The sequence below is a fragment of the Pseudomonas gingeri genome (assembly GCF_013386115.1).
In the GTDB taxonomy this organism is placed as follows: domain Bacteria; phylum Pseudomonadota; class Gammaproteobacteria; order Pseudomonadales; family Pseudomonadaceae; genus Aquipseudomonas; species Aquipseudomonas gingeri.
In genome coordinates, this window is record NZ_JACAOR010000014.1 from 238,685 (window position 1) to 265,467 (window position 26,783).

The 26,783-nt window shown below is 65.4% G+C and carries 12 protein-coding genes and 2 pseudogenes; 10 read left to right on the forward strand and 4 right to left on the reverse strand.

The genetic code is table 11. The features are described 5' to 3' along the window. Positions 1-11: 11 nt before the first annotated feature. From HX881_RS27870 to HX881_RS27880, 4 genes and pseudogenes are all read left to right on the forward strand, one after another. Positions 12-12,755, forward strand: a pseudogene (locus HX881_RS27870) (non-ribosomal peptide synthetase); the annotation flags it as partial. A 90-nt stretch (positions 12,756-12,845) separates the two neighbouring features. After that, positions 12,846-14,504: pseudogene (locus HX881_RS33330) on the forward strand (thioesterase domain-containing protein); the annotation flags it as partial. Between the two features lie 104 nt (positions 14,505-14,608). Next, a complete protein-coding gene (macA, locus tag HX881_RS27875; RefSeq protein WP_177087683.1) occupies positions 14,609-15,760 on the forward strand; it encodes a macrolide transporter subunit MacA in 1,152 nt (383 codons plus the stop codon). Positions 15,761-15,762: 2 nt separating this feature from the next. Then, positions 15,763-17,721: a MacB family efflux pump subunit gene (locus tag HX881_RS27880; RefSeq protein ID WP_177059840.1), complete on the forward strand. Its 1,959-nt coding sequence runs from the start codon at positions 15,763-15,765 to the stop codon at positions 17,719-17,721. 83 nt (positions 17,722-17,804) lie between these two features. Here the strand turns inward: HX881_RS27880 and HX881_RS27885 are convergent, their stop codons facing one another. Further along, complete coding sequence (locus HX881_RS27885) at positions 17,805-18,524, reverse strand: helix-turn-helix transcriptional regulator (protein ID WP_042935743.1); 720 nt, start codon at positions 18,522-18,524, stop codon at positions 17,805-17,807. A 185-nt stretch (positions 18,525-18,709) separates the two neighbouring features. Here HX881_RS27885 and yfcF point away from each other — a divergent pair, with 185 nt between their 5' ends. Further along, a complete protein-coding gene (gene yfcF / locus HX881_RS27890; protein WP_177087685.1) occupies positions 18,710-19,345 on the forward strand; it encodes a glutathione transferase in 636 nt (211 codons plus the stop codon). 138 nt (positions 19,346-19,483) lie between these two features. On the opposite strand, the gene HX881_RS27895 is transcribed toward yfcF, so the two are convergent. Next, positions 19,484-20,011 (reverse strand): hypothetical protein, encoded by a 528-nt coding sequence (locus HX881_RS27895; protein WP_177087687.1) that lies wholly within the window; start codon positions 20,009-20,011, stop codon positions 19,484-19,486. 325 nt (positions 20,012-20,336) lie between these two features. Next, positions 20,337-21,233 carry a DMT family transporter gene (locus tag HX881_RS27900; protein ID WP_017127156.1) on the reverse strand — a complete coding sequence of 299 codons (897 nt, stop codon included), beginning with the start codon at positions 21,231-21,233 and terminating at the stop codon, positions 20,337-20,339. A 121-nt stretch (positions 21,234-21,354) separates the two neighbouring features. On the opposite strand from HX881_RS27900, the gene HX881_RS27905 reads away from it, so the two are divergent. The 3 genes from HX881_RS27905 to HX881_RS27915 all read left to right on the forward strand — a co-directional run bounded on the left by HX881_RS27905 (position 21,355) and on the right by HX881_RS27915 (position 24,755). Further along, a complete protein-coding gene (locus HX881_RS27905; protein ID WP_177087689.1) occupies positions 21,355-22,686 on the forward strand; it encodes an aminotransferase-like domain-containing protein in 1,332 nt (443 codons plus the stop codon). Positions 22,687-22,783: 97 nt separating this feature from the next. Further along, positions 22,784-23,689: a hypothetical protein gene (locus HX881_RS27910; RefSeq protein WP_177087691.1), complete on the forward strand. Its 906-nt coding sequence runs from the start codon at positions 22,784-22,786 to the stop codon at positions 23,687-23,689. 382 nt (positions 23,690-24,071) lie between these two features. After that, complete coding sequence (locus HX881_RS27915) at positions 24,072-24,755, forward strand: ATPase (protein WP_177087693.1); 684 nt, start codon at positions 24,072-24,074, stop codon at positions 24,753-24,755. A 6-nt stretch (positions 24,756-24,761) separates the two neighbouring features. Here HX881_RS27915 and HX881_RS27920 read toward each other — a convergent pair whose 3' ends face one another. After that, complete coding sequence (locus HX881_RS27920) at positions 24,762-25,091, reverse strand: hypothetical protein (protein WP_177087695.1); 330 nt, start codon at positions 25,089-25,091, stop codon at positions 24,762-24,764. A gap of 166 nt (positions 25,092-25,257) precedes the next feature. Between HX881_RS27920 and HX881_RS27925 the strand changes: the two genes are divergently transcribed. Together HX881_RS27925 and HX881_RS27930 are read left to right on the forward strand one after the other, a co-directional pair. Next, positions 25,258-25,767, forward strand: coding sequence for a sigma-70 family RNA polymerase sigma factor (locus HX881_RS27925; RefSeq protein ID WP_177087697.1), 510 nt, complete (start codon positions 25,258-25,260; stop codon positions 25,765-25,767). Continuing rightward, positions 25,764-26,729 (forward strand): FecR domain-containing protein, encoded by a 966-nt coding sequence (locus HX881_RS27930; protein ID WP_177087699.1) that lies wholly within the window; start codon positions 25,764-25,766, stop codon positions 26,727-26,729. Before HX881_RS27925 ends, HX881_RS27930 begins: the two co-directional genes overlap by 4 nt. Positions 26,730-26,783 lie beyond the last annotated feature (54 nt).

A 26,783-nucleotide genomic window follows, 5' to 3' on the forward strand; every position in this document is an offset into this window, starting at 1 on the left:
CGGCGTCGGGCCAGGTCGCGGTGCCGGCCAATGTCATTACCGCGCAGGTCGCGCGGATCACCCCGGCCATGCTGCCGCTGGCGACCCTGACCCAGGAGCAGATCGACCGCATCGTTGCCAGCGTTCCCGGGGGCGTGGCCAATGTGCAGGACATCTACCCGCTGGCGCCCTTGCAGGAGGGCATCCTCTACCACCATGTCAGCGCGGGGCAGGGCGATCCCTATGTGATGCAGTCGCAGTTCGCCTTCGAGGATCGCCAGCGTCTCGAGGCGTTTGCCCAGGCCTTGCAGGCGGTGATCGATCGTCACGACATCCTGCGTACCGCCGTGCACTGGGAAGGTCTGGAGAGCCCGGTGCAGGTGGTCTGGCGCCAGGCCACGCTGGTGGTGCAGGAGGTGGCGCTCGACCCGGCGGACGGGGACGTGCTCGCGCAGTTGCACGAGCGTTTCGACGGTCGTCACTACCGGTTGGATGTCGGCCAGGCGCCGCTGATCCGCATTGTCCATGCCCGGGACGAGGTCCATGGGCGGTGGGTGGCCATGCTGCTGTTCCACCATATGGCCCTGGACCACAGTGCCCTGGAGGTGGTGCGTCATGAAATGCGGGCCTTCCTCATGGGGCTCGGCGGCCAGTTGGGTCCGGCAGTGCCGTTTCGCAACTACGTGGCCCAGGCCCGGCTCGGCACCCGCGAAGAGGAACACGAACGTTTCTTCCGCGACATGCTCGGCGATATCGAGGAACCGACGCTGCCCTTCGGCCTGCAGGATGTGCAGGGCGATGGCACCGCCATCGAGGAGTTCAGCCTGGACCTGGACCCACACCTGAGCCGCAACCTGCGCAGCCGCGCGAAGCAACTCGGGGTGAGTGCCGCCAGCCTGTTCCACCTGGCCTGGGGGCTGGTGCTCGGGCAGGTCTCGGGCAAGCGCCACGTGGTGTTCGGCACCGTGCTGATGGGGCGGATGCAGGGCGGTGGCGAGGGCGACCGGGCGCTGGGGATCTTTATCAATACCTTGCCGTTTCGCGTGGATATCGATGGGCAGGGGAGCGAAGCCGGGGTCAGGGCGACCCATGCGCGGCTGACCACCCTGCTGCGCCACGAACATGCGCCACTGGCCCTGGCCCAGCGTTGCAGCGGCGTGGCGATACCGACGCCACTGTTCAGTTCGCTGCTCAACTACCGGCATTCGGCGGCACCTGGCGCGGGCGCCGCCCCGTCGGCCTGGCAGGGCATCAGCACGCTCAGTTCCGAGGAACGCACCAATTATCCGCTGACCATGAGCATCGACGACCTGGGCGAAGATTTCCGCCTGACCCTGCTGGCCAGTACCCAGGTCGATCCTCGGCGTATTTGTGCCTACCTGCGGACCGCCCTGGAAAACCTGGTGCAGGCCCTGGAGCAGGCGCCCCAAAGGGCCCTGGAGCAGTTGTCGATCCTGCCCCTGGCCGAACGGACCCTGCTGCTGGAGGACTTCAATGCCAGTGCCACCGATGCCCCTCAGGACCTCACGGTGCACCAGCGCGTCGAGGCCCAGGCGCTGGCCCAGCCCCAGGCGCTGGCGGCGGTGTGCCAGGGCCAGCAACTGACTTACGATGAGCTCAATCGCCGGGCCGATACCCTGGCCCATCATCTGTGCGAGTCGGGCGTGCAACCCGACGATCGCGTGGCCATCGTTGCCCGGCGTGGCCTCGATACCCTGGTCGGCCTGCTGGCGATCCTCAAGTCCGGCGCTGGTTACGTGCCCATCGACCCGGCCCATCCGGCCGAGCGCCTGCGTTACCTGCTCGACGACTGCGCGCCGGTGGCGGTGCTGACCCAGGACAACCTGCTGGCGCGCCTGCCGAGCCTTTCGGTGCCGGTGATCAACCTCGACAAGCCGTTCTGGCAGGAGCACGCCGTTGCCCACGGGCAGCGCCCCGAGGTGACGCCGCGACACCTGGCCTACGTGATCTACACCTCGGGCTCCACTGGGTTGCCCAAGGGGGTGATGGTCGAGCACCAGACCCTGTGCAACCTGGTGGACTGGCATTGCACGGCCTTCGACCTGCGCCAGGGCCGGCACACCTCCAGCGTCGCCGGCTTCGGCTTCGATGCGATGGCCTGGGAAGTCTGGCCGGCCCTGTGCGCCGGAGCGACGCTGCACCTGCCGGCACCCGTCGAGGGCAGCGAGGATATCGACGCACTGCTGGACTGGTGGCGCGCCCAGCCGCTGGACGTGAGTTTCCTGCCGACCCCGGTGGCCGAGCATGCGTTCAGCCAGCACCTCGACCACCCGACCCTGCGCACGCTGCTGATCGGCGGCGACCGCCTGCGCCATTTCGCCAGGAACCCGTCGTTCGAGGTGATCAACAACTACGGCCCGACCGAAGCCACGGTGGTCGCCACCTCGGGCCGGGTCGAGGCCGGGCAGCTGCTGCATATCGGCAAGCCGATGGCCAATGCACGGATCTACCTGCTGGACGAACAGCAGCGCCCGGTGCCGCTGGGCGTGGCGGGGGAACTGTATGTGGGCGGTGCCGGCGTCGCGCGGGGTTACCTGAACCGTCCCGAGCTGACCGCCGAACGCTTCCTCGACGACCCGTTCAGCCGTGCGCCGCAGGCGCGCATGTACCGCACCGGCGACCTGGCGCGCTGGTTGCCGGACGGCACTGTCGAATACCTGGGGCGCAACGACGACCAGGTGAAGATTCGTGGCGTGCGCATCGAGCTGGGCGAGATCGAGAGCCGTCTCAACCAGTTGCCGGGCATCAAGGAAACCGTGGTCCTGGCCCGCGAGGATCAACCGGGACAGCCACGGCTGGTGGCCTATTTTATCGAGCAGGAGCAGGTCGCGCCGCTGGAAATGGCGCAGTTGCGTGCCTGGCTGCAAGCCCACTTGCCCGACTACATGGTGCCTGCGGCCTATGTGAAGTTGGCGGCGCTGCCGCTGACCGCCAACGGCAAGCTGGACCGCAAGGCACTGCCAAGGCCCGAACTGGAGGCGCTGTTCACCCGTGAATACCAGGCGCCGCAGGGCGCGATCGAAACGACCCTGGCGCAGATCTGGAGCGAGGTGCTGCACGTCGAGCGGGTGGGGCGCCACGATCACTTCTTCGAACTGGGCGGCCACTCGCTGCTGGCCATGCGCATGGTGTCGCAGGTGCGCCAGCGCCTGGGCGTGGAGCTGGCACTGGGCGAACTGTTTGCCAATGGCGAGTTGCTGGCGGTGGCCGCCGCCGTGGCCCGGGCCGGGCGCAGCCATTTGCCGCCGATCCTCGCGGTGCCGCGCGAGGAGGGCCTGGCGTTGTCCTTCGCCCAGCAGCGCCTGTGGTTCCTGGCCCAACTGGGTACGGCGGGCGGTGCCTACAATATTCCCATCGGCCTGGGCTTGCGCGGGTCCCTGGACAGCGAGGCGTTGCAACGTGCCCTGGCACGTATCGTCGTGCGTCACGAAGTCCTGCGCAGCCATTTTGTCCTGCACGACGACGAGCCACGGGTACACATCGCACCGGCCGGCGAGGCCTTCGACCTGGTGGTCGAGGACCTGCGTGGGGACGCCGCAGCACAGCAGGTCCTGCGGGCGCGGATCCGTCACGAGCGGGTCGCGCCCTTCGATCTGCAGCGCGGGCCCCTGATTCGCGCCAGTTTGCTGCGCCTGGCCGATGAACACCATGTGCTGCTGCTGACCCTGCACCACATCGTCTCCGATGGCTGGTCGATGGGCGTGTTGACCCGCGAGGCCATGGCGCTGTACGACGCCTTCCGCCGTGGCCAGGATGACCCCTTGCCGCCGTTGGCGGTGCAGTACGGCGACTATGCCGTGTGGCAACGCCGCTGGCTGGGCGGCGAGTTGTTGCAGCAACAGGGCGCCTACTGGCAACAGGCGCTGGCCGGTGCGCCGACGTTGTTGCCGCTGCCCACCGACCGACCACGACCGCCGCGCCAGGATTTCACCGGCAGCAGCGTCGGCTTCCAGCTCGACGAGCGCCTGAGTGCCGGGCTCAAGGCCCTGGGGCAACGCCATGGCACCACCGCCTACATGACCCTGCTGGCGGCGTGGGCCTTGCTGCTCGGACGCCTGAGCGGGCAGACCGACGTGGTCATCGGCTCGCCGGTGGCCAATCGCGGGCGGGCGGAAATCGAGGGGCTGGTGGGGCTGTTCGTCAATACCCTGGCGGTGCGTATCGATACCGCGCTGGAACAGAGCGTCGAGGCGCTGCTGGCGCAGGTCCGGGCGCAGACACTGGCGGCCCAGGCGCACCAGGACCTGCCGTTCGAGCAGGTGGTGGAAATCGCCCGGCCGGCCCGCAGCCTGTCCCACAGCCCGCTGTTCCAGACCATGCTGTCATGGCAGAGCGCGCCGCCGCAGCAGCTCGCCCTGGGCGACCTGCAACTGGAAAGCCTGGGCGAGAGCGAGCACTTCGCCAAGTTCGACCTGGCGCTCAATCTCGGCGAGGTCGGGGACTGCCTGGCCGGCAACCTGACCTATGCCACGGCGCTGTTCGACCCGGCGACGATCGAGCGTTATGTCGGCTACTTCATCTCGGTGTTGCAGCAACTGGTCGCCAATGACCAGGCGACGCTGGGCCAGGTCAACCTGCTCGACGACGCCGAACGCGAGCACCTGCTGCGCGATTTCAATGCCCACCGGGCCGATTACCCGGTCGGCCAGACCGTGCACCGGCTGTTCGAGCGGCAGGCCGAACTTGCGCCGGGTGCCGTGGCGCTGCAGATGGGTGAACGGCGCCTGGACTATGGCGAGCTCAACCGGCAGGCCAACCAACTGGCCCATTACCTGCGGGCGCAGGGCGTGCGCCCGGATTCGCGGGTGGCGATCTGCCTGGAAAACCGCCTGGACACGATGCTGGGGCTGCTGGCGATCCTCAAGGCGGGCGGCGCCTATGTGCCGCTGGACCCGACTCATCCACCGGAGCGGATGGCCTATCTGTTGCAGGACAGCGCCCCGGTGGCAGTGCTGGCCCAGGGCGCGACCCGCACGTTGCTTGGCGACACCAGCATGCCCCTGATCGACCTGGACCGGCCAATCTGGCAGGACCAGCCCCAAACCAATCCCCAGGTACAGGAACTGACGGCACAACACCTGGCCTATGTGATCTACACCTCCGGCTCCACCGGCCTGCCCAAGGGGGTGATGGTCGAGCACCACACCCTGGAAAACCTGGTGCATTGGCACTGTGCTGCCTTTGACCTGCACCAGGGCAGCCACACGTCCAGTGTCGCCGGCTTCGGCTTCGATGCCATGGCCTGGGAGGTCTGGCCGGCCTTGTGTGCCGGTGCGACCCTGCATCTGCCACCGGCCAGCCTCGGCCATGGCAACCTTGATGCGCTGCTGGACTGGTGGCACGCCCAGCCCCTGGACGTCAGTTTCCTGCCAACGCCGATCGCCGAATACGCCTTCGGCCAGGGCCTCGAACACCCGACCCTGCGCACCCTGCTGATCGGTGGCGACCGCCTGCGGCAGTTGGCCCAGCCCCCGCGTTTCGCACTGGTCAACAACTACGGGCCGACCGAGACCACGGTGGTCGCCACCTCCGGGCGCCTGGAAGCCGGGCAGGTCCTGCATATCGGCAAGCCCATCGCCAATGCCCGGGTCTACCTGCTCGACGAACAACAGCGGCCAGTGCCGGTGGGCGTGGCCGGGGAAGTGTATGTCGGTGGGGCCGGGGTGGCCCGCGGTTATCTGAATCGCCCTGAGCTGAGCGCCGAACGTTTCCTCGACGATCCGTTCAGCGACGCGGCGCAGGCGCGGATGTACCGCACCGGTGACCTGGCACGCTGGCTGGCCGACGGCACGCTCGACTACCTGGGGCGCAATGACGACCAGGTCAAGGTGCGCGGCGTGCGTATCGAGCCGGGCGAGATCGAGAGCCGCCTGAATCAGTTGCCGGGGGTCAAGGAAGCGGTGCTGCTGGCCCGCGAGGACGAGCCGGGGCAGGTGCGCCTGGTCGCCTATTTCACCGCCCGCGAATGGGCCGAGCCCCTGGCGATGGGCGACTGGCGTGCGCGCCTGCTCGAGCAGTTGCCGGAGTACATGGTGCCGGCGGCCTTCGTTCGGCTGGAGGCACTGCCGCTGACGGCCAATGGCAAGCTCGATCGCAAGGCCTTGCCGCGCCCGGACCGGGAGGCGCTGTTCAGCCGTGAGTACCTGGCGCCGCAAGGGCAACTGGAAACCGCCCTGGCGCGGATCTGGGCCGAGTTGCTGCAGGTCGAGCGGGTCGGTCGCCACGATCATTTCTTCGAACTGGGCGGCCACTCGCTGCTGGCCATGCGCATGGTCTCGCAGGTGCGTCTGCACCTGCAGCGGGAGTTGTCGCTGGGCGAACTGTTCGCCAATCCCGAGCTGACGGCCGTGGCGCGGGTTCTGGAAACCGCCGGGCACAGCGCCTTGCCGGCCCTGTTGCCGGTGCCCCGCGACCAGCCGCTGCCGCTGTCGTTCGCCCAGCAGCGCCTGTGGTTCCTGGCACAGATCGAGGGCGCCAATACCGCCTACAACATTCCCGTCGCCCTGCGCCTGCGTGGCCAGCTTGACGGAGTGGCGTTGCAACGGGCGCTGGCGCGGATCGTCGCGCGTCACGAAACCCTGCGCAGCCGTTTTGTCGAGCATGATGAAGTGCCCCAGGTGCTGATCGAACCGGTCGGGTCCGGGCTGGAGCTGCATATCGAGGATCTGCGCCGCCATCCCCAGGCCTGGCAGGCCCTCGAGGCGTTGATCCAGGGCGAAGCCTCGGGACCGTTCGACCTGGCGCGCGGAGCGCTGATTCGTGGGCGCCTGGTGATTCTCGGCGACGATCACCATGTGCTGCTGCTGACCCTGCACCACATCGTCTCCGACGGCTGGTCGATGGGCGTGCTGACGCGCGAACTGGCGGCGCTCTATGCGGCTTTCAGCCGTGGCGAAAGCGATCCGCTGCCGCCGCTGGCGGTGCAGTACGGCGACTTTGCCGTCTGGCAGCGGCAATGGCTGGAGGGGGAAGTGCTGGCGCGCCAGAGCGCCTATTGGCAGCAGGCCCTGGCCGGGGCGCCGGCCTTGCTCATGCTGCCTACCGATCGTGCACGCCCGGCGCAGCAGGACTTCTCCGGCAGCAGTGTTGAAGTCTGGCTGGACGAAGCCCTGACCGCAGGACTGCGGGCGTTGAGCCAGCGCCATGGCACCACGCTGTACATGACCATGATGAGCGGCTGGGCGCTGTTGTTGAGCCGTCTGTCCGGGCAGGACGAGGTGGTCATCGGCTCGCCGGTGGCCAACCGCATGAGCGCCGAGGTCGAGACGCTGATCGGGCTGTTCGTCAACACCCTGGCGGTGCGCATCGAGGTGGCCGCCGCGCCGGATATCGAGGCGTTGCTGGCCCAGGTGCGCGAACGTACGCTGGCGGCTCAGGCACACCAGGACCTGCCGTTCGAACAGGTGGTGGAAATCACTCGGCCGTTGCGCAGCCTCGCCCATAGTCCGCTGTTCCAGACCCTGCTGACCTGGCAGAACAGCGAACGGGCCGAAGGGGTGCTGGGCAACCTGAAACTCGAAGGGCTCAATGAGCCCAGCCACTTCGCCAAGTTCGACCTGTCGTTGAGCCTCGGCGAAGTGCGTGACGGCATCAGCGGCACCCTGGAGTACGCCACGGCATTGTTCGACGAGGCGACGATTCAGCGTTATGCCGGGTACTTCATTCGTGTCCTGCAGGCCATGGTCGCCGATGACCAGGCGCAGTTGGAGCAGGTACGCCTGATCGATGACGCGGAGTGCGAGCATCTGCTGTTCGATCTTAATGCCACGCAGGTGGACTACCACCTCGAGCAGACCTTGCACGGGATGTTCGAAGCGCAGGTCGAGCGCACACCGGATGCGGTGGCGGTGATCGCTGGCGAGTATCAGTTGACCTATCGCGAACTGGACCGGCGTGCCAACCAGCTGGCCCACCATCTGCGCAGGCAGGGCGTCGTCCCGGATGCGCGGGTGGCAATCTGTGTCGAGCGCAGCCTGGACATGGTGATCGGTCTGCTGGGCATCCTCAAGGCGGGCGGCGCCTATGTGCCGCTCGATCCTGCCTACCCATCGGAGCGGATCGCCTACATGCTGCAGGACAGCGCGCCGGTGGCGGTGCTGGTACAGGGCGCTACCCGCGAGTTGCTGGGTGATGTGGCCGTGCCGGTGATCAATATGGACGTCAATGCCTGGCAAGACCTGCCCGTCACCCGTCCCGACCAATCGGAGCTGAACGCGCGACACCTCGCCTATGTGATCTACACCTCGGGTTCCACGGGACAACCCAAGGGCGTGATGAACGAACACGGCGCGGTGGTCAACCGCCTGCTGTGGATGCAGGACGAATATGGCCTGACGGCGCAGGATGCGGTGCTGCAGAAAACCCCGTTCAGCTTCGACGTGTCGGTCTGGGAGTTCTTCTGGCCGCTGTTCACTGGCGCACGCCTGGTGATGGCTCGTCCCGAGGGGCACAAGGACCCGCTCTACCTGGGCGAGGTGATCGAGGCACAGAACATCACCACTTTGCACTTCGTGCCGTCGATGCTCGATGTCTTCCTCGCTCATGGCGACACGGGCCGGTGCGCCGGAGTGAAGCGGGTGATCTGCAGCGGCGAGGCCTTGCCGGGCAGCGTGGTACGTCGCTTCAAGACGCAGTTGCCCAAGGCCGGACTGCATAACCTCTACGGTCCGACCGAAGCGGCCGTGGATGTCACCGCCTGGGATTGCTCGGGCTCCGTGGCCCAGACCCCGGACAACACACCGATTGGCAAGCCGATTGCCAATACGCGGATGTACCTGCTCGATGGGCAAGGGCAACCGGTGCCCATGGGCGTGGTGGGCGAGCTGTATATCGGTGGGGTGCAGGTGGCGCGGGGTTACCTGAATCGTCCCGAGCTGACCGCCGAGCGTTTCCTGGAAGATCCGTTCAGCCCGTTCGACAACGCACGGATGTACCGCACCGGTGACGTTGGGCGCTACCTGCCGGATGGCGCCATCGAGTACCTGGGGCGCAATGACGATCAGGTGAAGATTCGCGGCCTGCGTATCGAGCTGGGCGAAATCCAGGCACGCCTGGTCCGCCATCCAGCCATCGACGAAGCCGTGATCGTGGCCCGCGAGGATGTGCCAGGGGACAAGCGCCTGGTGGCGTACTACACCGGCGAAGCGCTGGCTGTCGAGGTCCTGCGCGTTCACCTGCTGGAAAACCTGCCGGACTATATGGTCCCGGCGCTGTTCGTGCACCTCGATGCCTTGCCGTTGAGCCCCAACGGCAAGATTGATCGCAAGGCGCTGCCGGCCCCGGACTCGTCGGCGTTGTCCAGCCGCGAATACGAGGCGCCGCTGGGCGACACCGAAATCCTGATGGCCGGGCTGTGGAGCGAACTGCTCAAGGTCGAGCGGGTAGGGCGCCATGACAACTTCTTCGAACTGGGTGGGCACTCGCTGCTGGCGGTCAACCTGGTCGGGCGCATGCGCCGGCTGGGCTTGTCGGCCGATGTCCGGGTACTGTTCGGGCAACCGACGCTGGCGACCTTCGCGGCGGCTGTTGGCGGCGGTCGCGAGATTGAGGTGCCGGCCAACCGCATCGCCTCGTCCAGCCTGCGGATCACCCCGCAGGACCTGCCGCTGGTGGATCTGGACCAGGATGCCATCGATTGCATCGTCGCCCGCATTCCCGGTGGTGTCGCCAATGTGCAGGATATCTACGGGCTGGCGCCGTTGCAGGCCGGTATTCTCTACCATCACCTGGCGGCCACCCAGGGCGATCCGTACGTGCTGCAGGCGCAGTTTGCCTTTGCCGACGAGGCTCGCCTGCGAGCGTTCGCCGAGGCCCTGCAACGTGTGATCCAACGCAACGATATCCTGCGCAGCGCGATGCTCTGGGACGGTCTCGAAGTGCCGGTGCAGGTGGTGTTGCGCGAAGCGCCGCTGGACATCGAGGCGCTGCTGCCCGATGCCGCGTGCGGCGATGTCCTGGACTACCTGCAGGAGCGTTTCGACCCGCGTCACTACCGCCTGGATATCACCCGGGCGCCACTGATGCGCCTGGTGCACTGCTGGGACCCGGCCCGTGGCGAGATCATCGCCCTGTTGCTGTTCCATCACCTGGTCATGGACCACGTGGCCCTGGATGTGCTGCAGCACGAGTTGCAGGCCTGCCTGCTGGGTCGGGGCGACCGGCTGGGGCCGGCAGTGCCCTATCGCAACTATGTGGCCCAGGCGAGCCTGGGCAGCGATGAGCAGGAACACGAGGCATTCTTTCGCGAAATGCTGGGCGATATCGACGAGCCGACTTTGCCGTTCGATCTGCGTGAAACGCAGGAGGACGCCAGCGAGGTCGACGAAGGCCAGCGTCCGGTCGAGCGTGACCTGAGTCGACGCCTGCGGGTTCAGGCGCGGCAGTTGGGTGTCAGCGCGGCGAGCCTCATGCACCTGGCGTTTGCCCGTGTGCTCGGGGCCTTTTCCGGCCGCGACCAGGTGGTCTTCGGCACAGTGCTGCTCGGTCGCTTGCAAGGTGGTGAGGGCGCCGAGCGGGCCCTGGGGGTGTTTATCAATACCCTGCCGCTGCGGGTCGACCTGGGCGATGAGAGCGTGCGCGATGCGTTGCTCGCCACCCATGCGCGCCTGGCCCAGTTGCTCGCCCATGAGCACGCGCCGCTGGCCCTGGTCCAGCGCTGCAGCGGCGTAGCGCCGAATACGCCGCTGTTCAGTGCCTTGTTCAACTATCGCCACGGTGCCGCAGCCACCCCGTCATCCGCGCAGAAAGCCACGGCCTGGCAGGGCATCCGCCTGCTCAAGGCCCGTGAGCGCAGCAACTACCGGTTGAGCCTGAGTGTCGATGACCTGGGCGAGGACTTCCTGCTGTCGGCCATGGCGCCACCGGGTATCGGCGCGCATCGCGTGTGCGAGGCCATGCATGTGCTGCTGGAGCAGTTGCTGGTCGCCCTGGAACAGCCGCCCGAACTGGCCATCGGCAGCCTGGCGGTGCTGGCGGACAGCGAGCGACGGCAGTTGCTGGAGACGTTCAATGCCACTGAACGCGAGTACCCCCGCGAGCGCACCGTGCATGCGTTGTTCGAAGCCCGGGCGGCTGCCCGTCCCGACGCGGTGGCAGCGGTGCACGGGGCACAGGTCGTCGCCTATGGCGAACTGAATGCCCGGGCCAACCGCCTGGCGCATTATCTGATCGCCCAGGGTGTGCAACCGGGTGACACGGTGGCGATCCTGCTGGCGCGTTCGCTGGACCTGCTGGTCAGCCAGCTGGCCATCAGCAAGTGCGCGGCGACCTATGTGCCGCTGGATATCCAGGCGCCGGCCGAGCGCCAGCTGTTCATGCTCGAGGACAGCCGTGCGGTGGCGCTGCTGACCCATGGCGGGTGTACGCTGGCGCATCCGTCGGCGCGGATCGAGCTCGATACCCTGGTGCTGGAAGGCATGTCCGAGGACAACCCGGACATCGCGCAATCGTCCGAGGCGGTGGCCTATATCATGTACACCTCCGGTTCCACCGGCACCCCCAAGGGCGTGCGGGTACCCCATCGGGCGATCAGCCGGCTGGTGATCAACAACGGTTATGCCGACTTCAACGAGCACGACCGCGTGGTCTTCGCCTCGAACCCGGCGTTCGATGCCAGCACCATGGATGTCTGGGGCGCGTGGCTCAATGGCGGGCAGGTGCTGGTGATCGATCACCAGACCCTGCTCGATCCGAGCGCTTTCGGCCAGGCCCTGAGTGCCGGTGGGGCGAGCATCCTGTTCGTCACCACGGCGCTGTTCAACCAGTATGTGCAGATGATTCCCGAGGCCCTGGCCGGGCTGCGGATTCTCCTCTGTGGTGGCGAGCGGGCCGATCCGGCGGTCTTCCGTCGCCTGCTGGCCCAGGCCCCGGCGTTGCGCCTGGTGCATTGCTACGGACCGACCGAAACCACCACCTACGCCACCACGCTGGAGGTCAAGGCGCTGTCTGCGGATGCCCAGAGCGTGTCCATCGGCGGGCCGATCTCCAACACCCGCGTCTATGTGCTCGATGCCCGCCAGCAACCGGTGCCGGTGGGCGTGACGGGGGAGATCTATATCGGTGGCGAGGGGGTGGCCAAGGGGTATCTGAACCGTCCGGGACTGACGGCCGAGAAGTTCCTCGCCGACCCGTTCAACCCACAACCGGACCGCCTGATGTACCGCACCGGCGACCTCGGGCGGTGGTCGGCACAAGGGCAACTGGAGTGTATCGGTCGCAACGACGACCAGGTGAAACTGCGCGGCTTCCGTATCGAACTGGGCGAAATCGAGACCTGCCTGGCGACGTGTGCCGGGGTCCGGGACACCTGGGTGCTGCTGCGCGAGGACGCGCCGGGCGACAAGTGCCTGGTGGCCTACTACACCGCGCAGGAGCCTTCGCCGGCACCGACGATCGGCGAGCTGCGCGCCCATCTGCAGGGCCATCTGCCGGAGTACATGGTGCCCTCGGCCTATGTGCAACTGGCCGCGCTGCCGCTGACCGCCAACGGCAAGCGGGACCGCAAGGCCTTGCCGGTGCCGACGCCGCAGGCCTGGATCGGTCGGGTCTACGAGGCCCCCGCCAATGCCCTGGAAAGCACCCTGGCCGGGTTGTGGGCCGAGGTGCTGAAGCTGGAACGGGTGGGCCGTCACGACAGCTTCTTCGAGCTGGGCGGGCACTCGCTGCTGGCCGTACGGCTGGTCAACCTGCTGGAGCAGGCCGGCCTGCCGGTGACCCTGGCCGAGCTGTTCCAGCATGCCAGTGTCGAATCGCTGGCCACCTTGCTCGAGCAGCGCTCGCCACTGCCCGAGCGCGTGGAACCGTGGGTCGTGGTGCGCAGCACGGGGAGCCAGCCACCCTTGTTCCTGGTGCATGAATTCAGCGGCGCTGATTTGTACTTCCCGGCGCTGGGCCAGCACCTGGAGGGTGATTTCCCGATCTACGGCCTGCCCGGCGTGGCACCGGGGCAACCGCGCCTGGACACCCTGGAGTGCCTGGCGTCGCGCCTGCTGGAGGTGATCCGGACGGTGCAGCCCGAGGGCCCGTATCGCCTGGCCGGCTGGTCGTTCGGTGGGGTGCTGGCCTACGAGATCGCCCAGCAGTTGCTGGGGCAGGACCAGGTCGTGGCGTTCCTCGGCCTGATCGATACCTATGTGCCGCGCCTGACCGACCAGGGCAAGGCGCGCTGGTCCGATGAGCATGCCCATAAACGCCATCTGCTGCTGCAATGCACGGCCCTGGCGACGGTCGGGGGTAACCGGCAGGTACTGGAGCAACTGGCGGTACTGGAGCAGGGCTGCGAGGCAATCGACTTCGACGACCTGCTCGAACATTGCCGGCAGCAGCAATTGCTGCCGCAGGCGCTGGCCGATGCCAGCGTGGCAGAGCTGTGGCCGGTGCTGGATCGGGAAGTGGCCCACGGTCACGCTCTGGCCCATTACCGCTTGCATCCGATCGACCTGCCGGTGCACTTGTTCAGCGCCCGCGAGCGTCCGACCGAACTGTCCCGGCGCAGCGAATCCCATGGCTGGGCCGAGGTGCTGCCCGCCGAACGCCTGCGGCGCATCGAGGTGTCGGGGGACCATATGAGCATGATGCAGGCGCCGCATGTCCGTGAGCTGGGCCGCACGATTGCTGCGACGATGGCCGTGGCTGCCGGCACCGCGACCCGCGCGGTGCCACACCAGCCGTTGTTGACGATCCAGACCGGGCGGGCGGGACGGACGCCGATCTTCTGCGTGCCGGGGGCCGGGGACAGTGTCACCGGGTTTATCGGCCTGACCGACGCGCTGGGCGCGGACTGGCCGCTGATCGGCCTGCAGCCTCGGGGCCTGGACGGTGCCGGGGCACCTCACAGCCGGGTCGAAAGCGCGGCGCGGCATTACCTGCAGGCCATCGAGCAGAGCCATCCGCACGGGCCGTTGCACCTGATTGGCCACTCCTTTGGCGGCTGGGTCGCCTTTGAAATGGCGGTCTGCCTGCAGGCCGCCGGGCGCGAGGTGGCGTCACTGACGTTGATTGACAGCGAGCCGCCTGGCGGTACCGGCGTGGTCGGCCGACCCTACACCACCACCGCAGCCCTGCAACGGCTGATCGAGGCCATGCAACTGGCCTCGGGCAAGTCGCTGGGCATCGACCCCGTGGCCTTTGCCGCGCTGGACGATACGGTGCAGCTCGAGCAGTTGCAGGCGGGCATGGTGCGGGTCGGCCTGCTGTCGGCACGCTCGGCGAAGGAGGCGATGCACGGCCCGGCCCGCACCTTCTCCACCGCCTTGCGCACCCTCTATCGACCGCAGCAGCGCTACCGGGGAGTGGCCCGCCTGGTGCTGGCGCAGGACCCGACCCTCGACAGCGTCGGCAACCAGCGTGAGCAGGAGGCGATGATCCGCGGCTGGAGCCAGCATGTCGGTGAGCTACGGACCTGGTATGGGCCGGGCAACCATTTCAGCCTGCTCAAGGCGCCGGATGTCTCCCACCTGGCGGCCTGGTGGCTGGAGGGGGTGGCGCTGGGGGAAGGGGTTTCATGAGGGACTGGCCGGGGTCCTGCGGGTTCCGGGTGTTTTCAAGGGCTCTTTTTACAGTGGGGCCCGGCCAGCGGCCGGGCTCACCCTCAACGCATTGATGGTTACTTATGGAAAAGTCGAAGTTTCGCAAGATGGGTCTGGGTGTGTTGCTGGTGGCGGTCGCCAGCTTGATTGTCTACGCGGTGAAGGCGCCCGCCGAACCGCCGCAGTACCTGACCGCCACGGTCGAGCGCGGTGATATCGAGAACGCCGTCCTGGCCACCGGCCTGCTGGAGGGCATCAGGCAGGTGGATGTCGGCGCCCAGGTCTCCGGGCAGTTGAAGTCGCTCAAGGTCAAGGTCGGCGACAAGGTCAGGAAAGGCCAGTGGCTGGCGGAAATCGATCCGCTGGTGCTGCAGAACACCCTGCGCAAGGCCCAGGTCGACGAGGAAAACCTGCAGGCGCAACGCCGCTCGACCCAGGCCCAGCTCAAGCAGACCAAGGCGGTTTACGAGCGTTACCTGGGCTTGCAGACGGATGCGGCGATCTCCCAGCAGGATTTCGAGACGGCCGAGTCCAACTACGAGGTGCAGCGCGCCAACCTGTTGTCCCTCGATGCGCAGATCAAGAGCGCGCATATCCAGATCGACACGGCCAAGGTCAACCTGGCCTATACCCGCATCGTCGCGCCGATCGACGGCGACGTGGTGGGCGTCGTCACCCAGGAGGGCCAGACCGTGATCGCCAACCAGCTGGCGCCGATCCTGCTCAAGCTGGCGGACCTGGACACCATGACCGTCAAGGCCCAGGTCTCGGAGGCCGACGTGATTCATATCAGCCCCGGCCAGGAGGTGTATTTCACCATTCTCGGCGAAGCGGACAAACGCTACTACGCCAAGCTGCGCGGCACTGAGCCGGCGCCGCAGAACTTCCTGGAAACCCAGACCGCCGGCGCCCCGAAACAGAACACGGCGGTGTTCTACAACGCGCTGTTCGATGTGCCCAACCCCGACCACCGCCTGCGCATCGCCATGACCGCCCAGGTGCGCATCGTCCTCGATACCGCCAGGGACGCCCTGAGCGTACCGGTGGCCGCCCTCGGGGCACGCAACCCCGACGGCAGTTTCCCGGTGCGGGTGCTCGACGCCAGGGGCATGGCTCTGGTGCGCAACGTGCACACGGGAATCAACAACAACGTCAAGGTACAGATCAAGGATGGCCTGCAGGAGGGTGATCGGGTGGTGATCGGCGAAGCGACGCCTGCCGTGGCGGGGGCCTGACGATGACGCAGCCACTGCTGGAACTCAAGGGCATCACCCGTCGCTTCACGGCCGGGGAGCGCGAATTCACTGCGCTCGGGAACATCGACCTGAGCATCGAGGCCGGGGAAATGGTGGCGATCACCGGCGCCTCGGGCTCGGGCAAATCGACGCTGATGAATATCCTCGGTTGCCTCGACTACGCCACTGCCGGCAGCTATCGGATCAATGGCCGCGAAACCCGCGACCTGGGCAACGAAGAGTTGGCCGAACTGCGGCGCGACTACTTCGGCTTCATCTTCCAGCGCTACCACCTGCTGCCGCACCTGAGCGCGCTGCACAACGTCGAGATGCCGGCGATCTATGCCGGCACTGGCGAATCCAAGCGCCATGGGCGGGCCCGCGAGCTGCTCGATCGCCTCGGCCTGGCGGGGCACCTGAGCCATCGGCCGAACCAGCTTTCCGGCGGCCAGCAACAACGGGTGAGCATTGCCCGGGCGCTGATGAACGGCGGCGAGGTGATCCTCGCCGACGAACCCACCGGGGCCCTCGATACCCACAGCGGCAAGGAGGTGATGCAGATCCTGCTGGAGCTGCATGCCGCCGGTCACACGGTGATCATCGTCACCCACGATGCCAAGGTGGCCGCCAATGCCGAGCGGATCATCGAAGTGCGCGATGGCGAGATCGTCAGTGATCGCGCCAACGAACGGGCGGTGGGCGCGCCGCCGCAGGTCGAGCCGGCCAGCCTGGCGTCCCGTGGCGCACGCCGGCTGGTGGCCAGCCTGGGCTTGTTCAAGGAGGCCTTCAACATGGCCTGGGTGGCGCTGATCTCCCACCGCATGCGCACTCTGTTGACCATGCTCGGCATTGTCATCGGCATCACCTCGGTGGTGTCGATCTCGGCCATCGGCGAGGGCGCCAAGCGCTATGTGCTCAAGGACATCCAGGCCATTGGCAGCAACACCATCGACATCTATCCGGGCAGCAGTTTCGGCGACAGCCGGGCCAACAGCATCGAGACCCTGGTGCCGGCCGATGTCCAGGCCCTGAGCCAGCTGTACTACGTCGACAGCGCGACCCCGGTGGTCGGGCGCAATCTGTTGCTGCGCCATGGCAACGTCGACGTCAATGCCCAGGTCAACGGCGTCAGCGACCGTTATTTCCAGGTACGCGGCATCAGGATGGAGGCGGGCATACCCTTCAGCGAGCATGATGCCCGGCGCCAGGCCCAGGTGGTGGTGATCGACCACAACACCCGGCTACGCCTGTTCGGGCCCACGGTCGACCCCCTGGGCCAGGTGATCCTGGTGGGCAACCTGCCGTGCACGGTGATCGGCGTGACGGCCGACAGCAAGAACCTCTTTGCCGCCAGCAAGCTGCTGAACGTCTGGGTCCCGTATGAAACGGCGGCGGGGCGCCTGCTCGGGCAACGTCACCTGGACAGCATCACGGTGCGGATCAAGGACGGGCAGCCGAGCAAGGTGGTGGAAGACAATGTGGTCAAGCTGATGCTGCAGCGTCACGGCACCAAGGACTTTTTCACCAACAACCTCGACAGCATCATGCAGACGGTGCAGAAGACCAGCCGTTCGCTGGCGTTGCTGCTGTCGTTGATCGCGGTGATCTCGCTGGTGGTCGGTGGCATCGGCGTGATGAATATCATGTTGGTTTCGGTGACCGAACGGACCCGCGAGATCGGTATTCGCATGGCGGTGGGGGCGCGCCAGTCGGATATCCGCCAGCAGTTCCTGGTGGAAGCGGTGATGGTCTGCCTGCTTGGCGGGGCGATCGGCATTTCCCTGTCCTTCGGTATCGGTTACCTGTTTTCGCTGTTTATCAAGGAGTGGCAGATGGTGTTCTCGATAGGCGCGATCATTACCGCGTTTATCTGTTCGACCCTGATCGGTATCGTCTTCGGCTTTGTCCCGGCGCGCAACGCTTCCCGGCTGGACCCGATCGAAGCGTTGGCGCGGGACTGAGCGAATCCGTCTCGATCGATCAGTGGACGGCCCCAAGGCCTGTTGTAGGAGCCGGCTTGCCGGCTCCTACAAGGGCGGTGGCGCTAGACGACGTTGAACGGTCCCGCCGTGGCGGACATTTCTTCCGAGGCATACATCCAGCGCATCAGTGAATGCCGCCCGCTGATGCCCATCTTGATCGCCGCGCGCTTGAGGTAGCTCTCGACGGTATTGACCTTCAACTGGAACCGTTCGGCCAGCTCGGGGGCAGTGCGCCCGGCGAGCAGGCCGACACAGACTTCCATTTCGCGATTCGACAGGGTCAGCCCCGATTGTGACAGGCGATCGGCGAAACGCAGGCGCAAGGTCTGTAACCCCTGGCTTTCCAGGTTCTCCTGCGGCCCGGGTTGCTCGTCCGGCGCGGCGACCAGGGGTTGCAGGGCGCTGATGTGCTTTTCCACCATGGGCAGCAGTACGGGAGAGAAGTCCTGCAGGATGCTGCGTTCCCGGGCGGAAAAGCGTTGTGACTGGTTCGAGCGATACACGGAAATCATGTAGCTGTAGTCGTCCTTGCGCCGGGTCAGGTGCAAGGCCGACTCCTTGCCACTGGAGGCGGCGGTGAGCAGGTCGGTACGCCCGATCACCTCGTTATCGGCGTTTCTCGACGAGGCGGGGAACTCCGAGTCCGCCTGCACCTTGCGGATATGCGTGGCATCCACGGACAACTGGGTGAGGATCAGGTCGTGCAACATCCGTGGGAAACTGCGACTGCCTGTGCTGGCAATGACCTTGCCAATATGGGGGAACAGCAGTTGTGCGTTCATCATTTCATCCATGAGTTTCAGATTCTGGAACATTCGCTCTTCAGGAGAACGAGCCTGGAGCAGCGGCTTTTAACCTTAGCCGACCGGCAGGTATTCCGCTCGGGAATACACCCATGAAAATCCATGATTTTCCTTATCTGGGCGGATCTCGTAGCGTGATACCCACATCCAGAGGAGAGTTTGCCATGAACGATGCCCGTGCGTGCCTTTACGTTGATACTCAATTCACCAGTCCCTATGCCCTCTCGGTATTTGTGGCCCTGCGCGAAAAGGCTATCGACTTCGATCTGCACCCGCTGGACCTGGATTCCTCGGAGCAGCAGGCCGCGGGTTATGCCCGGTTGTCCCTGACCCGGCGCGTGCCGACTCTGGTGCTGGACGACTTTGCCCTGTCCGAGTCTTCGGCGATCACCGAGTACCTGGAGGACGTTTTCCCCCAGGCCCCGCTTTATCCACGGGAGCCCCGGCAACGCGCGCGGGCCCGGCAGATCCAGGCCTGGTTGCGCAGCGACCTGCTGGCGCTGCGTCAGGAGCGCTCGACCCTGGTGGTCTTCTATGGCCAGAGTTATGGCCCGTTGTCGGCCGCCGGCGAGGGCGCCGCGGACAAGCTGATCGACGCCGCACAGGCCCTGCTGGGCGATGGTCGTGAGTATCTGTTCGGTCAATGGTCGATTGTCGACGTCGATCTGGCGCTGATGCTCAACCGCCTGTTGCTCAATGGCGATCCGCTGCCGCCGGCCCTGGCGGCCTATGCGCAACGCCAATGGCAGCGGCCTGCGGTGCAGGAGTGGGTGAATCTGGATCGCCCGGCGCTGGCATGATCGAGCGCTGTTCCGGTCAGAGTCGGGATAGCCCTTGCAGGACCCTGACGGTATCGGTTTCCGGCGAAAGGTAGTGTCTGGCGGGAATGCCAAGGGGATGTTGGCTACCTGTGGCTTCTGAAGGCATAGGCTGTATTTTCAGGAAAGAGAAATTCCGAGCTTGTTCACAAGCGCGAACATCTGAGGATCGGATTTCAGTTCTTCCAGGAATGTCTGATGCAGCTTCTCGTTTTCAATTTTTGAATTGATTGCCTTGTTTCTGCTTTTCTCGTCCATAAGGCCATGCTTTTCGTAGGTGTTACGAATTTTTGTGTCCAGCAAAGAGAAGAACTCAATTGTTTCACCAGATGATAGGTTTGAAAACTTCTGGTTTTCAGGGGGTACATAAGTGGCCGGGCATCCAATCCAGGATATGCTTGTAAGGTCGTAGTAAAACTCACCCAGCCAGTTCGGCATTCCGCCCTCGGGAATCGGCGGATCCACGGCATCATCTGATGCCTGGATACCGGCAGTGCTGAGACTGACCTTGTCCGTCTTGTTTTGCGTATCCGTGAGTTCGCCGATTGAAAACGTATCCTGCTGGGCCGACCGGGAGGTTTTTGCTGTATGGGTATAAGGGTTGTACCCGGATAAAGGCAAGGCGCCATTGGTATTGATGATGTTCATATCTACTCCTGACAGTGCGGCGGTGCGGGGCACGCCGGATGAGTTCATCTGTGTGGGGGTACAAAAGAAGCGATGTTTATATGGATAAGCTGGGTCGCTACTTTTGTAAGTAGATATTTAATATGATTTTGCAGAGGCTAATAACTGGCCGAACGGATAGGTTTTTTGTTATTTGGAAATAATGAAAATCATCCTGGCTTGCTGTTTGAATAAGTGTGGGATATCTCTGTAGTTATCGGCCTACATGGATAGGTGGGCTGGACGATACGGGAGGTTCCATTGTACCGAGAGCGAGATCCGGCGACTGGCGCCGGACCCTGATTCCCTACCTGGAAAACTTCTTCGCCCCTGCCACGCACAGGATCACCGCCACGGTCACCGCCAGCATGCCCAGGCTGACCTGCTCATGCAGCAGGGTGGCGGCCAGTGCCAGGCCGAAGAAGGGTTGCAGCAGTTGCAACTGGCCGACCGCGGCAATGCCGCCCTGGGCCAGGCCGCGATACCAGAACACGAAGCCGATCAGCATGCTGAACAGCGAGACGTAGGCCAGGCTGGCCCACGCCGCCGGGGTGATGCCCGAGAACGACGGCGGGGCGATCAGCCATGTCAGTGGCAGCATTACCGGCAGTGACAGCACCAGCGCCCAGCAGATCACCTGCCAGCCGCCGAGGGTCCGCGAGAGCTTGGCACCTTCGGCATAACCCAGGCCGCAGACCAGAATCGCCAGCAACATCAGCAGATCACCGGCCGGCGCCGCGCTGAGCCCCTGAGACAGGGCATAACCCACCACCAGCAGGCTGCCCAGGACCGAGAACAACCAGAATACCGGGCGTGGCCGCTCGCCTCCGCGCAACACGCCAAAGGCGGCGGTAGCCAGTGGCAGCAGGCCGACGAAGACAATGGAGTGGGCCGAGGTCACATACTGCAAGGCCAGGGCGGTCAACAGCGGGAATCCGAGGACCACCCCCAGGGCGACGATCCCCAGCGACAGCCATTGACCGCGGGCAGGGCGCCGCTCCCGGAACAGCCACAGCATGCCCAGGGCCACCAGCCCGGCGATGCTGGCCCGGGCCACCGTGAGGAATACCGGACTGAACTCCAGCACCGCCAGTCGTGTGGTGGGCAGCGAGCCACTGAAGATCAGCACGCCGATAAAGCCGTTGAGCCACCCGCTGGCGGGTTTGCTGGTCGGCGGGTTTTGCAGGTTCGATGTCTGTTCCATTCAGGGCTTGCTCCGTACGGTTGGCCTGGGAGGGGTTGCGCCACCGCATCAGGGGTTGCACAAAAGGCATCCTAGGGTTGAATATCATGACAATCAAAAAATTGTCATGGATACATTCGCTATGCCACGCTCACGCTACAAATCGCTGGTGGACAGCCTGGCGGCGGATATCCGCTCCGGGCGCCTGTCACCGGGTACGCGTCTGCCACCTCATCGCCAGCTGGCCGCGAGCCACGGGCTGGCGCTGGTGACGGCCAGCCGGGTCTATGGCGAGCTGGAAGCCATGGGGCTGGTCAGTGGCGAGACGGGGCGCGGCACCTTCGTCAGGGAAACGTCGCTGCCACCGGGGCAGGGCATCGACCAGCCGGAAATCGCCGTGGGCGTGGCGGACCTCAACTTCAACTACCCGGCGCTGCCGGGCCAGTCGGAACTGCTGCGCAATGCGTTGCGGCAACTCGCGCTGTCGGGCGACCTGGAGTCCCTGTTGCGCTATCAGCCCCATGCCGGGCGCCAGCATGAACGTGCCTCGGTGGCCCGCCACCTGCAGGTGCGCGGGCTGGCGGTGACGGCCGAGCAGGTGCTGCTGGTCAGCGGTGCCCAGCATGGCCTGGCGGTGACGATGATGGCGCTGCTGCAGCCCGGCGAGGTGATTGCCGCCGATGCGCTGACCTATTCCGGCTTCAAGGTGCTGGCCGAGGCCCTGCACCTGGAGATCCTGCCGATTCCGGTGCTCGATCATGGCCCCGACCTGGAGGCCCTGGATCGCCTTTGCCAGGGGCGACGCGTGCGGGCGCTGTACACCATGCCGACGTTGCACAATCCGCTGGGCTGGGTGCTGGACAGGGGGCAGCGCGAGCACTTGGTGGCGATTGCCCGCCGGCACGACCTGCTGGTGATCGAGGATGCCGCCTATGCCTTCCTGGCCGAGGATCCTCCGGCGCCGTTGATCGAGTTGGCCCCCGAACGGACGGTCTATGTCTCCGGTTTTTCGAAGAATATCGCCACCGGCTTGCGGGTGGGTTTTGTCGTGGCGCCGCCGGACAGGGTGGCGACCTTGCAGCGAACGATCCGGGCAACCACCTGGAATACCCCGGGCGTGATGACGGCCCTGGCCTGTGCCTGGCTCGACGATGGCACGGTCATGCGCCTGGAGGCCGAAAAGCGCGAGGACGCCCGGTCCCGACAGGCACTGGCGGCACAGGTGCTGGCGGGGTTGCCCTGTATCACTCATCCCACGTCCTATTTCCTCTGGCTGCCGTTGTCCGAGGAGGCGCGGGCGGACCATATCACCCGCGAGTTGCTGGACCGGAACGTTTCGGTCTCGACCGCCGAGCCCTTTGCCATTTCCGCCCATGTGCCCCATGCCCTGCGCCTGGCCCTGGGGTCGGTGGAACTGGGCGCGTTGCGCGGTGCGCTGGAAAAGGTGAGGTGGGTGGTCGAGGCCTGTTCCTAGGCTGCGCAAGAAAACCGGCCGGGCGCCTGTGCTACCGTTGCCGCCCACCCCGTGACGGCTTGCGTGATGCGAGCCCGGGCAAGGACCGCCATTCGCTATGCCCGTCAACGAACATGAGCTTTACCTGCGCTTCCACACGCCTGACGCCCGGATCATCGCCCGCGATCCGTCGCCGATGCTGCCGCAGGAGCAGGCCTGGGCGCGTTATCAGGCGCGCGTTCACACCAGCGGCTGGCTGGAGTGGCTGATCCTGCCGCTGGTCATCGGGACCTGGTTGCCGGCGCTGCTCCTGTGGATTGTCCTGTCGCTCTATCAATGGCTGCTGGCGCCTGATTTCGATCCTGCCCGGCATTGGCCGGTGATCGTCGCGGGGCTGGTGACCAGCACGCTGCTGCTGGTCGGCGGTTGGGTGGCCTGGAATCGACGCTGTGCCGCGCAGGATCCGCGGCTGCGTTATTGGCAGGCCATGCCCGAGGCCGGCGAAGTCGAACTGGAGCAGCACCGCCTGGTATCCGCGATCAGCCTGTGGTCGAACGACTTCGATCCCGACCGGCACCAGATTCCCCAGTGGATCGATGGCCAGATCAGGGAAATGCCCGACAGCGGGATCTCGGAGTGGGTGCTGGCGCGGACGGTCGAAGGGCGCTGGCTGGTACTGCGCCAGCGCATCGCCGGGACTTTCCGTGGTTACGGCACGCAGGTACGCCCCACGGCGGACAGGTACTGGCAGTTGAGTCATGAGCTGGCGATTGTCTTTGCGCCGCGCACCAACCTGTCCCTGGGAATGCGGTTTTCCGCGGCGCCGCTGCTGGTCACCCGCACCGACTATTGGCTGAACCCCGACGAGCTGGCGCGGCTGACCGCGGCGGCCCATCACTGGACGTTCTTTGCGCCGGACCGCTATGCCGTGGTCAATCCGGCGGATGTGCCCTGGATCGAGGCGCTGGTGGCCCGGGCGCGGGTTTGTGCCGAAGGGCTGTCCGAGGGGATTTTCGGCGATTGAACATTATCTGTCGGCCGAGGTGACTTTTGCCCGTGTTCAGACGCCTAAGTTATGTGTTCCAGGCTGAATAGTCCGCCGGGTTATAGCCAGGGTTGCGCTGCCTTCGAAGGTTGAATGCAGCCTGTCCGAAAGGTCAGAAAATGCCCGTGCCGCGTCTTGTCTCTGCTAGGCTCTTCCTGGAGTCATTGCGTGAGTAAAGCCGCCGCTCAGCGCCAGGGAGGGACGTTTCAGGACATCAGCCTGATGTGACGTCGACATTGCAGCTCGCTGCCTTCCACCATTCGTTCGGTTGATAGTGACCATCGAGAAACGCAAGTTCTGTTTTTCGGGCGAAAGAGGAAGATAGCGTCATACCGAACCTGCTTCTGAAGGAACCCGAGCGATGAGAATTTCGACCCTGCTGGCTTTTGTCGCCATCCTCGGCACCGGTATGACCGCGACTGTTCCCGCCTATGCCGCCAGCGGTGCGGCCGATGACCAGGCCTGCCATTTCCTGCCCGTGGCCGACAGCGGCGCCAGCCTGAAACAGGCACGCTCCGTGGGTGTGCTCTACAGCGAAAACACCGTCAACACCCTCCAGTACCTTGAGCGCTACCACAGCGTGGCGTTGAACGGGGCGAAGAACGATGCCCTCGATTCGCGCATCAGCACGGCGTTCATCAACAGTTCCGATCCGAAACTGGCGATCGACTGGCTCACGGCTTCGTTGCAGAAACACTTCACTTCGGTGACCGTCTACGACAACCTCGACGCGGTGGTCCAGGCCCGGCCCGACGTGGTGGTGATGCTCGATACCTACAGCCGCCTGGTGACCAAGCGCAACAACCAGTTCGAAGCCCGCTTTGTCGCCAAGTTCTATGACTCGAACCTGCAGTACATCGGCAAGGCCGAAGGCGCCACCGGCAAGGAACTGCCCTCGGTCTGGGTGCGTGGCAAGGCCGCGCCGGAGATCGCCGCGCAGATCGACCAGCAGCGCGAACTGCAGGTCGATGCCCTGAAGCAGTTCGATGCCTCGCTGAAGGCGCTGGTGACCTCGGGTAATGCCGACCAGGTCGCGACCAACTGACCGCTTCTAGCGGCGCGCCAGCTTGTACTTGACGCAATCCTCGTAAAAGCTGTGCCGGATGGCCTCGGGTTTCAGCCGCGACTTGCTGTCGTAGGTCTGTTCGGTGATACCCATGGCCATCATGCGCATCCAGTTCTTGCTGAACTTGTAGGACTGGATTTTCTGCCGCGCGGCATACAGCGAAACCCCCGACAACTTCAGCTCCTGGGCCCTGGCCGCCGTGCCGGCGCCCCAGCTGCACATGAACCGGTCATTGGACTTCAGCTCCTTGCCATCGGCGCAAAGAGCGACACCCGCCAGGGAAAACGAGATCAACGTGGCCCATACAGTGCGCATTTAAACCCAACCTAACTGTCTGAAAATAAAGTGATTCTGGCTGTTTCAAGACAGTCCGGGGGCCATCAGATTGCCTGCTGTGCGCCAGGCACCACCTTGCTTTATGAATAGAACACTAATTAGAATCAGTCTCATTTAAGACACCCTTCGCGCAGGTCCTCGCCCCATGATTGAAGCAGCGACGCCAACGGAGCACACCCTACATGCCCTGTACCGCGATCACAGCGGCTGGCTGGAAAGCTGGCTGAGGCGACGGATGGGCAATGCCTGGGATGCGGCCGACCTGAGCCAGGACACCTTCCTGCGGGTGCTCTCCAGTTCCCAGCAACTGGCGGATCTGCGCGAGCCCCGGGCGTACCTGCTGACCGTCGGCAAGCGCCTGCTGAGCAACTTCTATACCCGGCGCAGCCTTGAACAGGCCTACCTGGAGGCGCTGGCGCAGTTGCCCGAAGAGTGCGTGCCATCGCCCGAGCAGCGCTGGTTGTTGCTGGAAACCCTGCAGGCCCTGGACGAACTGCTCGACGGCATGCCCGCGGTGGTGCGCCGGGCGTTTCTCTGGAGCCAGCTCGAAGGATTGGGTTATCGCGATATCGCCGAGCGCCTGCAGGTGTCCGAGCGCACGGTCAAGCGCTATATGGCCCAGGCCTATGAGCACTGCCTGCTGGTGGAACTTTGATTCGTCCCGGCATCTCGCCCGAGACCCGTGAGGTGGCCCGGGCCGCGGCGCAGTGGCTGGCGCTGCTGGAGTCGGGCGCGGCCAATGAAGAGGATCAGCGCAAGCTGCAACACTGGCGCGACAGCAGCAGTGCCCACGAATCCGCCTGGCAGAAGGCGCAGTTGCTGCGCCAGCGCTTTTGCGGCCTGCCCGCGGCGTTGGCCATGGCCACCCTGGACCGTCCGGATCCGGGACGTCGCGCGGTGCTGAAACGGGCCCTGGGCGTGGCCGCGCTGGTGCCCGCCGCCTGGTTGCTGGGGCGCCAGTTGCCGCTGGATGTCTGGCGTGCAGACCTGCAGACCGCCACGGGCGAGCGCAAGCGGGTGCCGCTGGCCGATGGCAGTACGCTGCAACTCAATACCGCCAGCGCCGTCAATGTCGATATGCGTGCAAGGCTGCTGACCCTGGTTCGCGGGGAAATGTCACTGAAGGTCCCGGGCAGTACCGCCCTGACCATCCAGGCGCCCTATGGGCGCATCATCGTCAGTCGCAGTGAAGTCTGTGTGCGGCTCAATGCCGAGGACTGCCGGGTGTCGGTGGTCAGCGGCTCGGTACAGTTGCAGCCGCTGCAGGGGCCGTCGCTGCTGTTGGGCGAGGGCCATGAAATCAGCCTGCGTGCCTCGGGCGCCGGTCCTGTGGGCGTGTTCGACGGCCAGTTGCCCGGTTGGCGCGACGGTGTGCTGATGGCGCAGAACCAGCCGCTGGGGGACTTCCTGCGCGAACTGGGCCGCTATCGTTCCGGTCTGCTGCGTTGGGAGCCGGCCCTCGAGGCGCTGCGGGTCACCGGCAGCTTTCGCCTGGACAATACCGATCGCATTCTTGCCCTGCTGGTGGCCAGCCTGCCGGTGGAAGTGCAGATGCGCACCCGTTACTGGGTCACGCTGGTTCCGCGAAAAACCACCCCGGAAAAAAAGATTGCGTGAAGCCTGTCCCTTTTTTTCACCTCGCCGGTCATTCCAGGTAAGTGAACAAAATAC

Coding starts and splice junctions, on each gene's coding strand:
- macA (WP_177087683.1), top strand. CDS start 14,609: ATGGAAAAGTCGAAGTTTCGCAAGATGGGTCTGGGTGTGTTGCTGGTG.
- HX881_RS27880 (WP_177059840.1), top strand. CDS start 15,763: ATGACGCAGCCACTGCTGGAACTCAAGGGCATCACCCGTCGCTTCACG.
- HX881_RS27885 (WP_042935743.1), bottom strand. CDS start 18,524: ATGAACGCACAACTGCTGTTCCCCCATATTGGCAAGGTCATTGCCAGC.
- yfcF (WP_177087685.1), top strand. CDS start 18,710: ATGAACGATGCCCGTGCGTGCCTTTACGTTGATACTCAATTCACCAGT.
- HX881_RS27895 (WP_177087687.1), bottom strand. CDS start 20,011: ATGAACATCATCAATACCAATGGCGCCTTGCCTTTATCCGGGTACAAC.
- HX881_RS27900 (WP_017127156.1), bottom strand. CDS start 21,233: ATGGAACAGACATCGAACCTGCAAAACCCGCCGACCAGCAAACCCGCC.
- HX881_RS27905 (WP_177087689.1), top strand. CDS start 21,355: ATGCCACGCTCACGCTACAAATCGCTGGTGGACAGCCTGGCGGCGGAT.
- HX881_RS27910 (WP_177087691.1), top strand. CDS start 22,784: ATGCCCGTCAACGAACATGAGCTTTACCTGCGCTTCCACACGCCTGAC.
- HX881_RS27915 (WP_177087693.1), top strand. CDS start 24,072: ATGAGAATTTCGACCCTGCTGGCTTTTGTCGCCATCCTCGGCACCGGT.
- HX881_RS27920 (WP_177087695.1), bottom strand. CDS start 25,091: ATGCGCACTGTATGGGCCACGTTGATCTCGTTTTCCCTGGCGGGTGTC.
- HX881_RS27925 (WP_177087697.1), top strand. CDS start 25,258: ATGATTGAAGCAGCGACGCCAACGGAGCACACCCTACATGCCCTGTAC.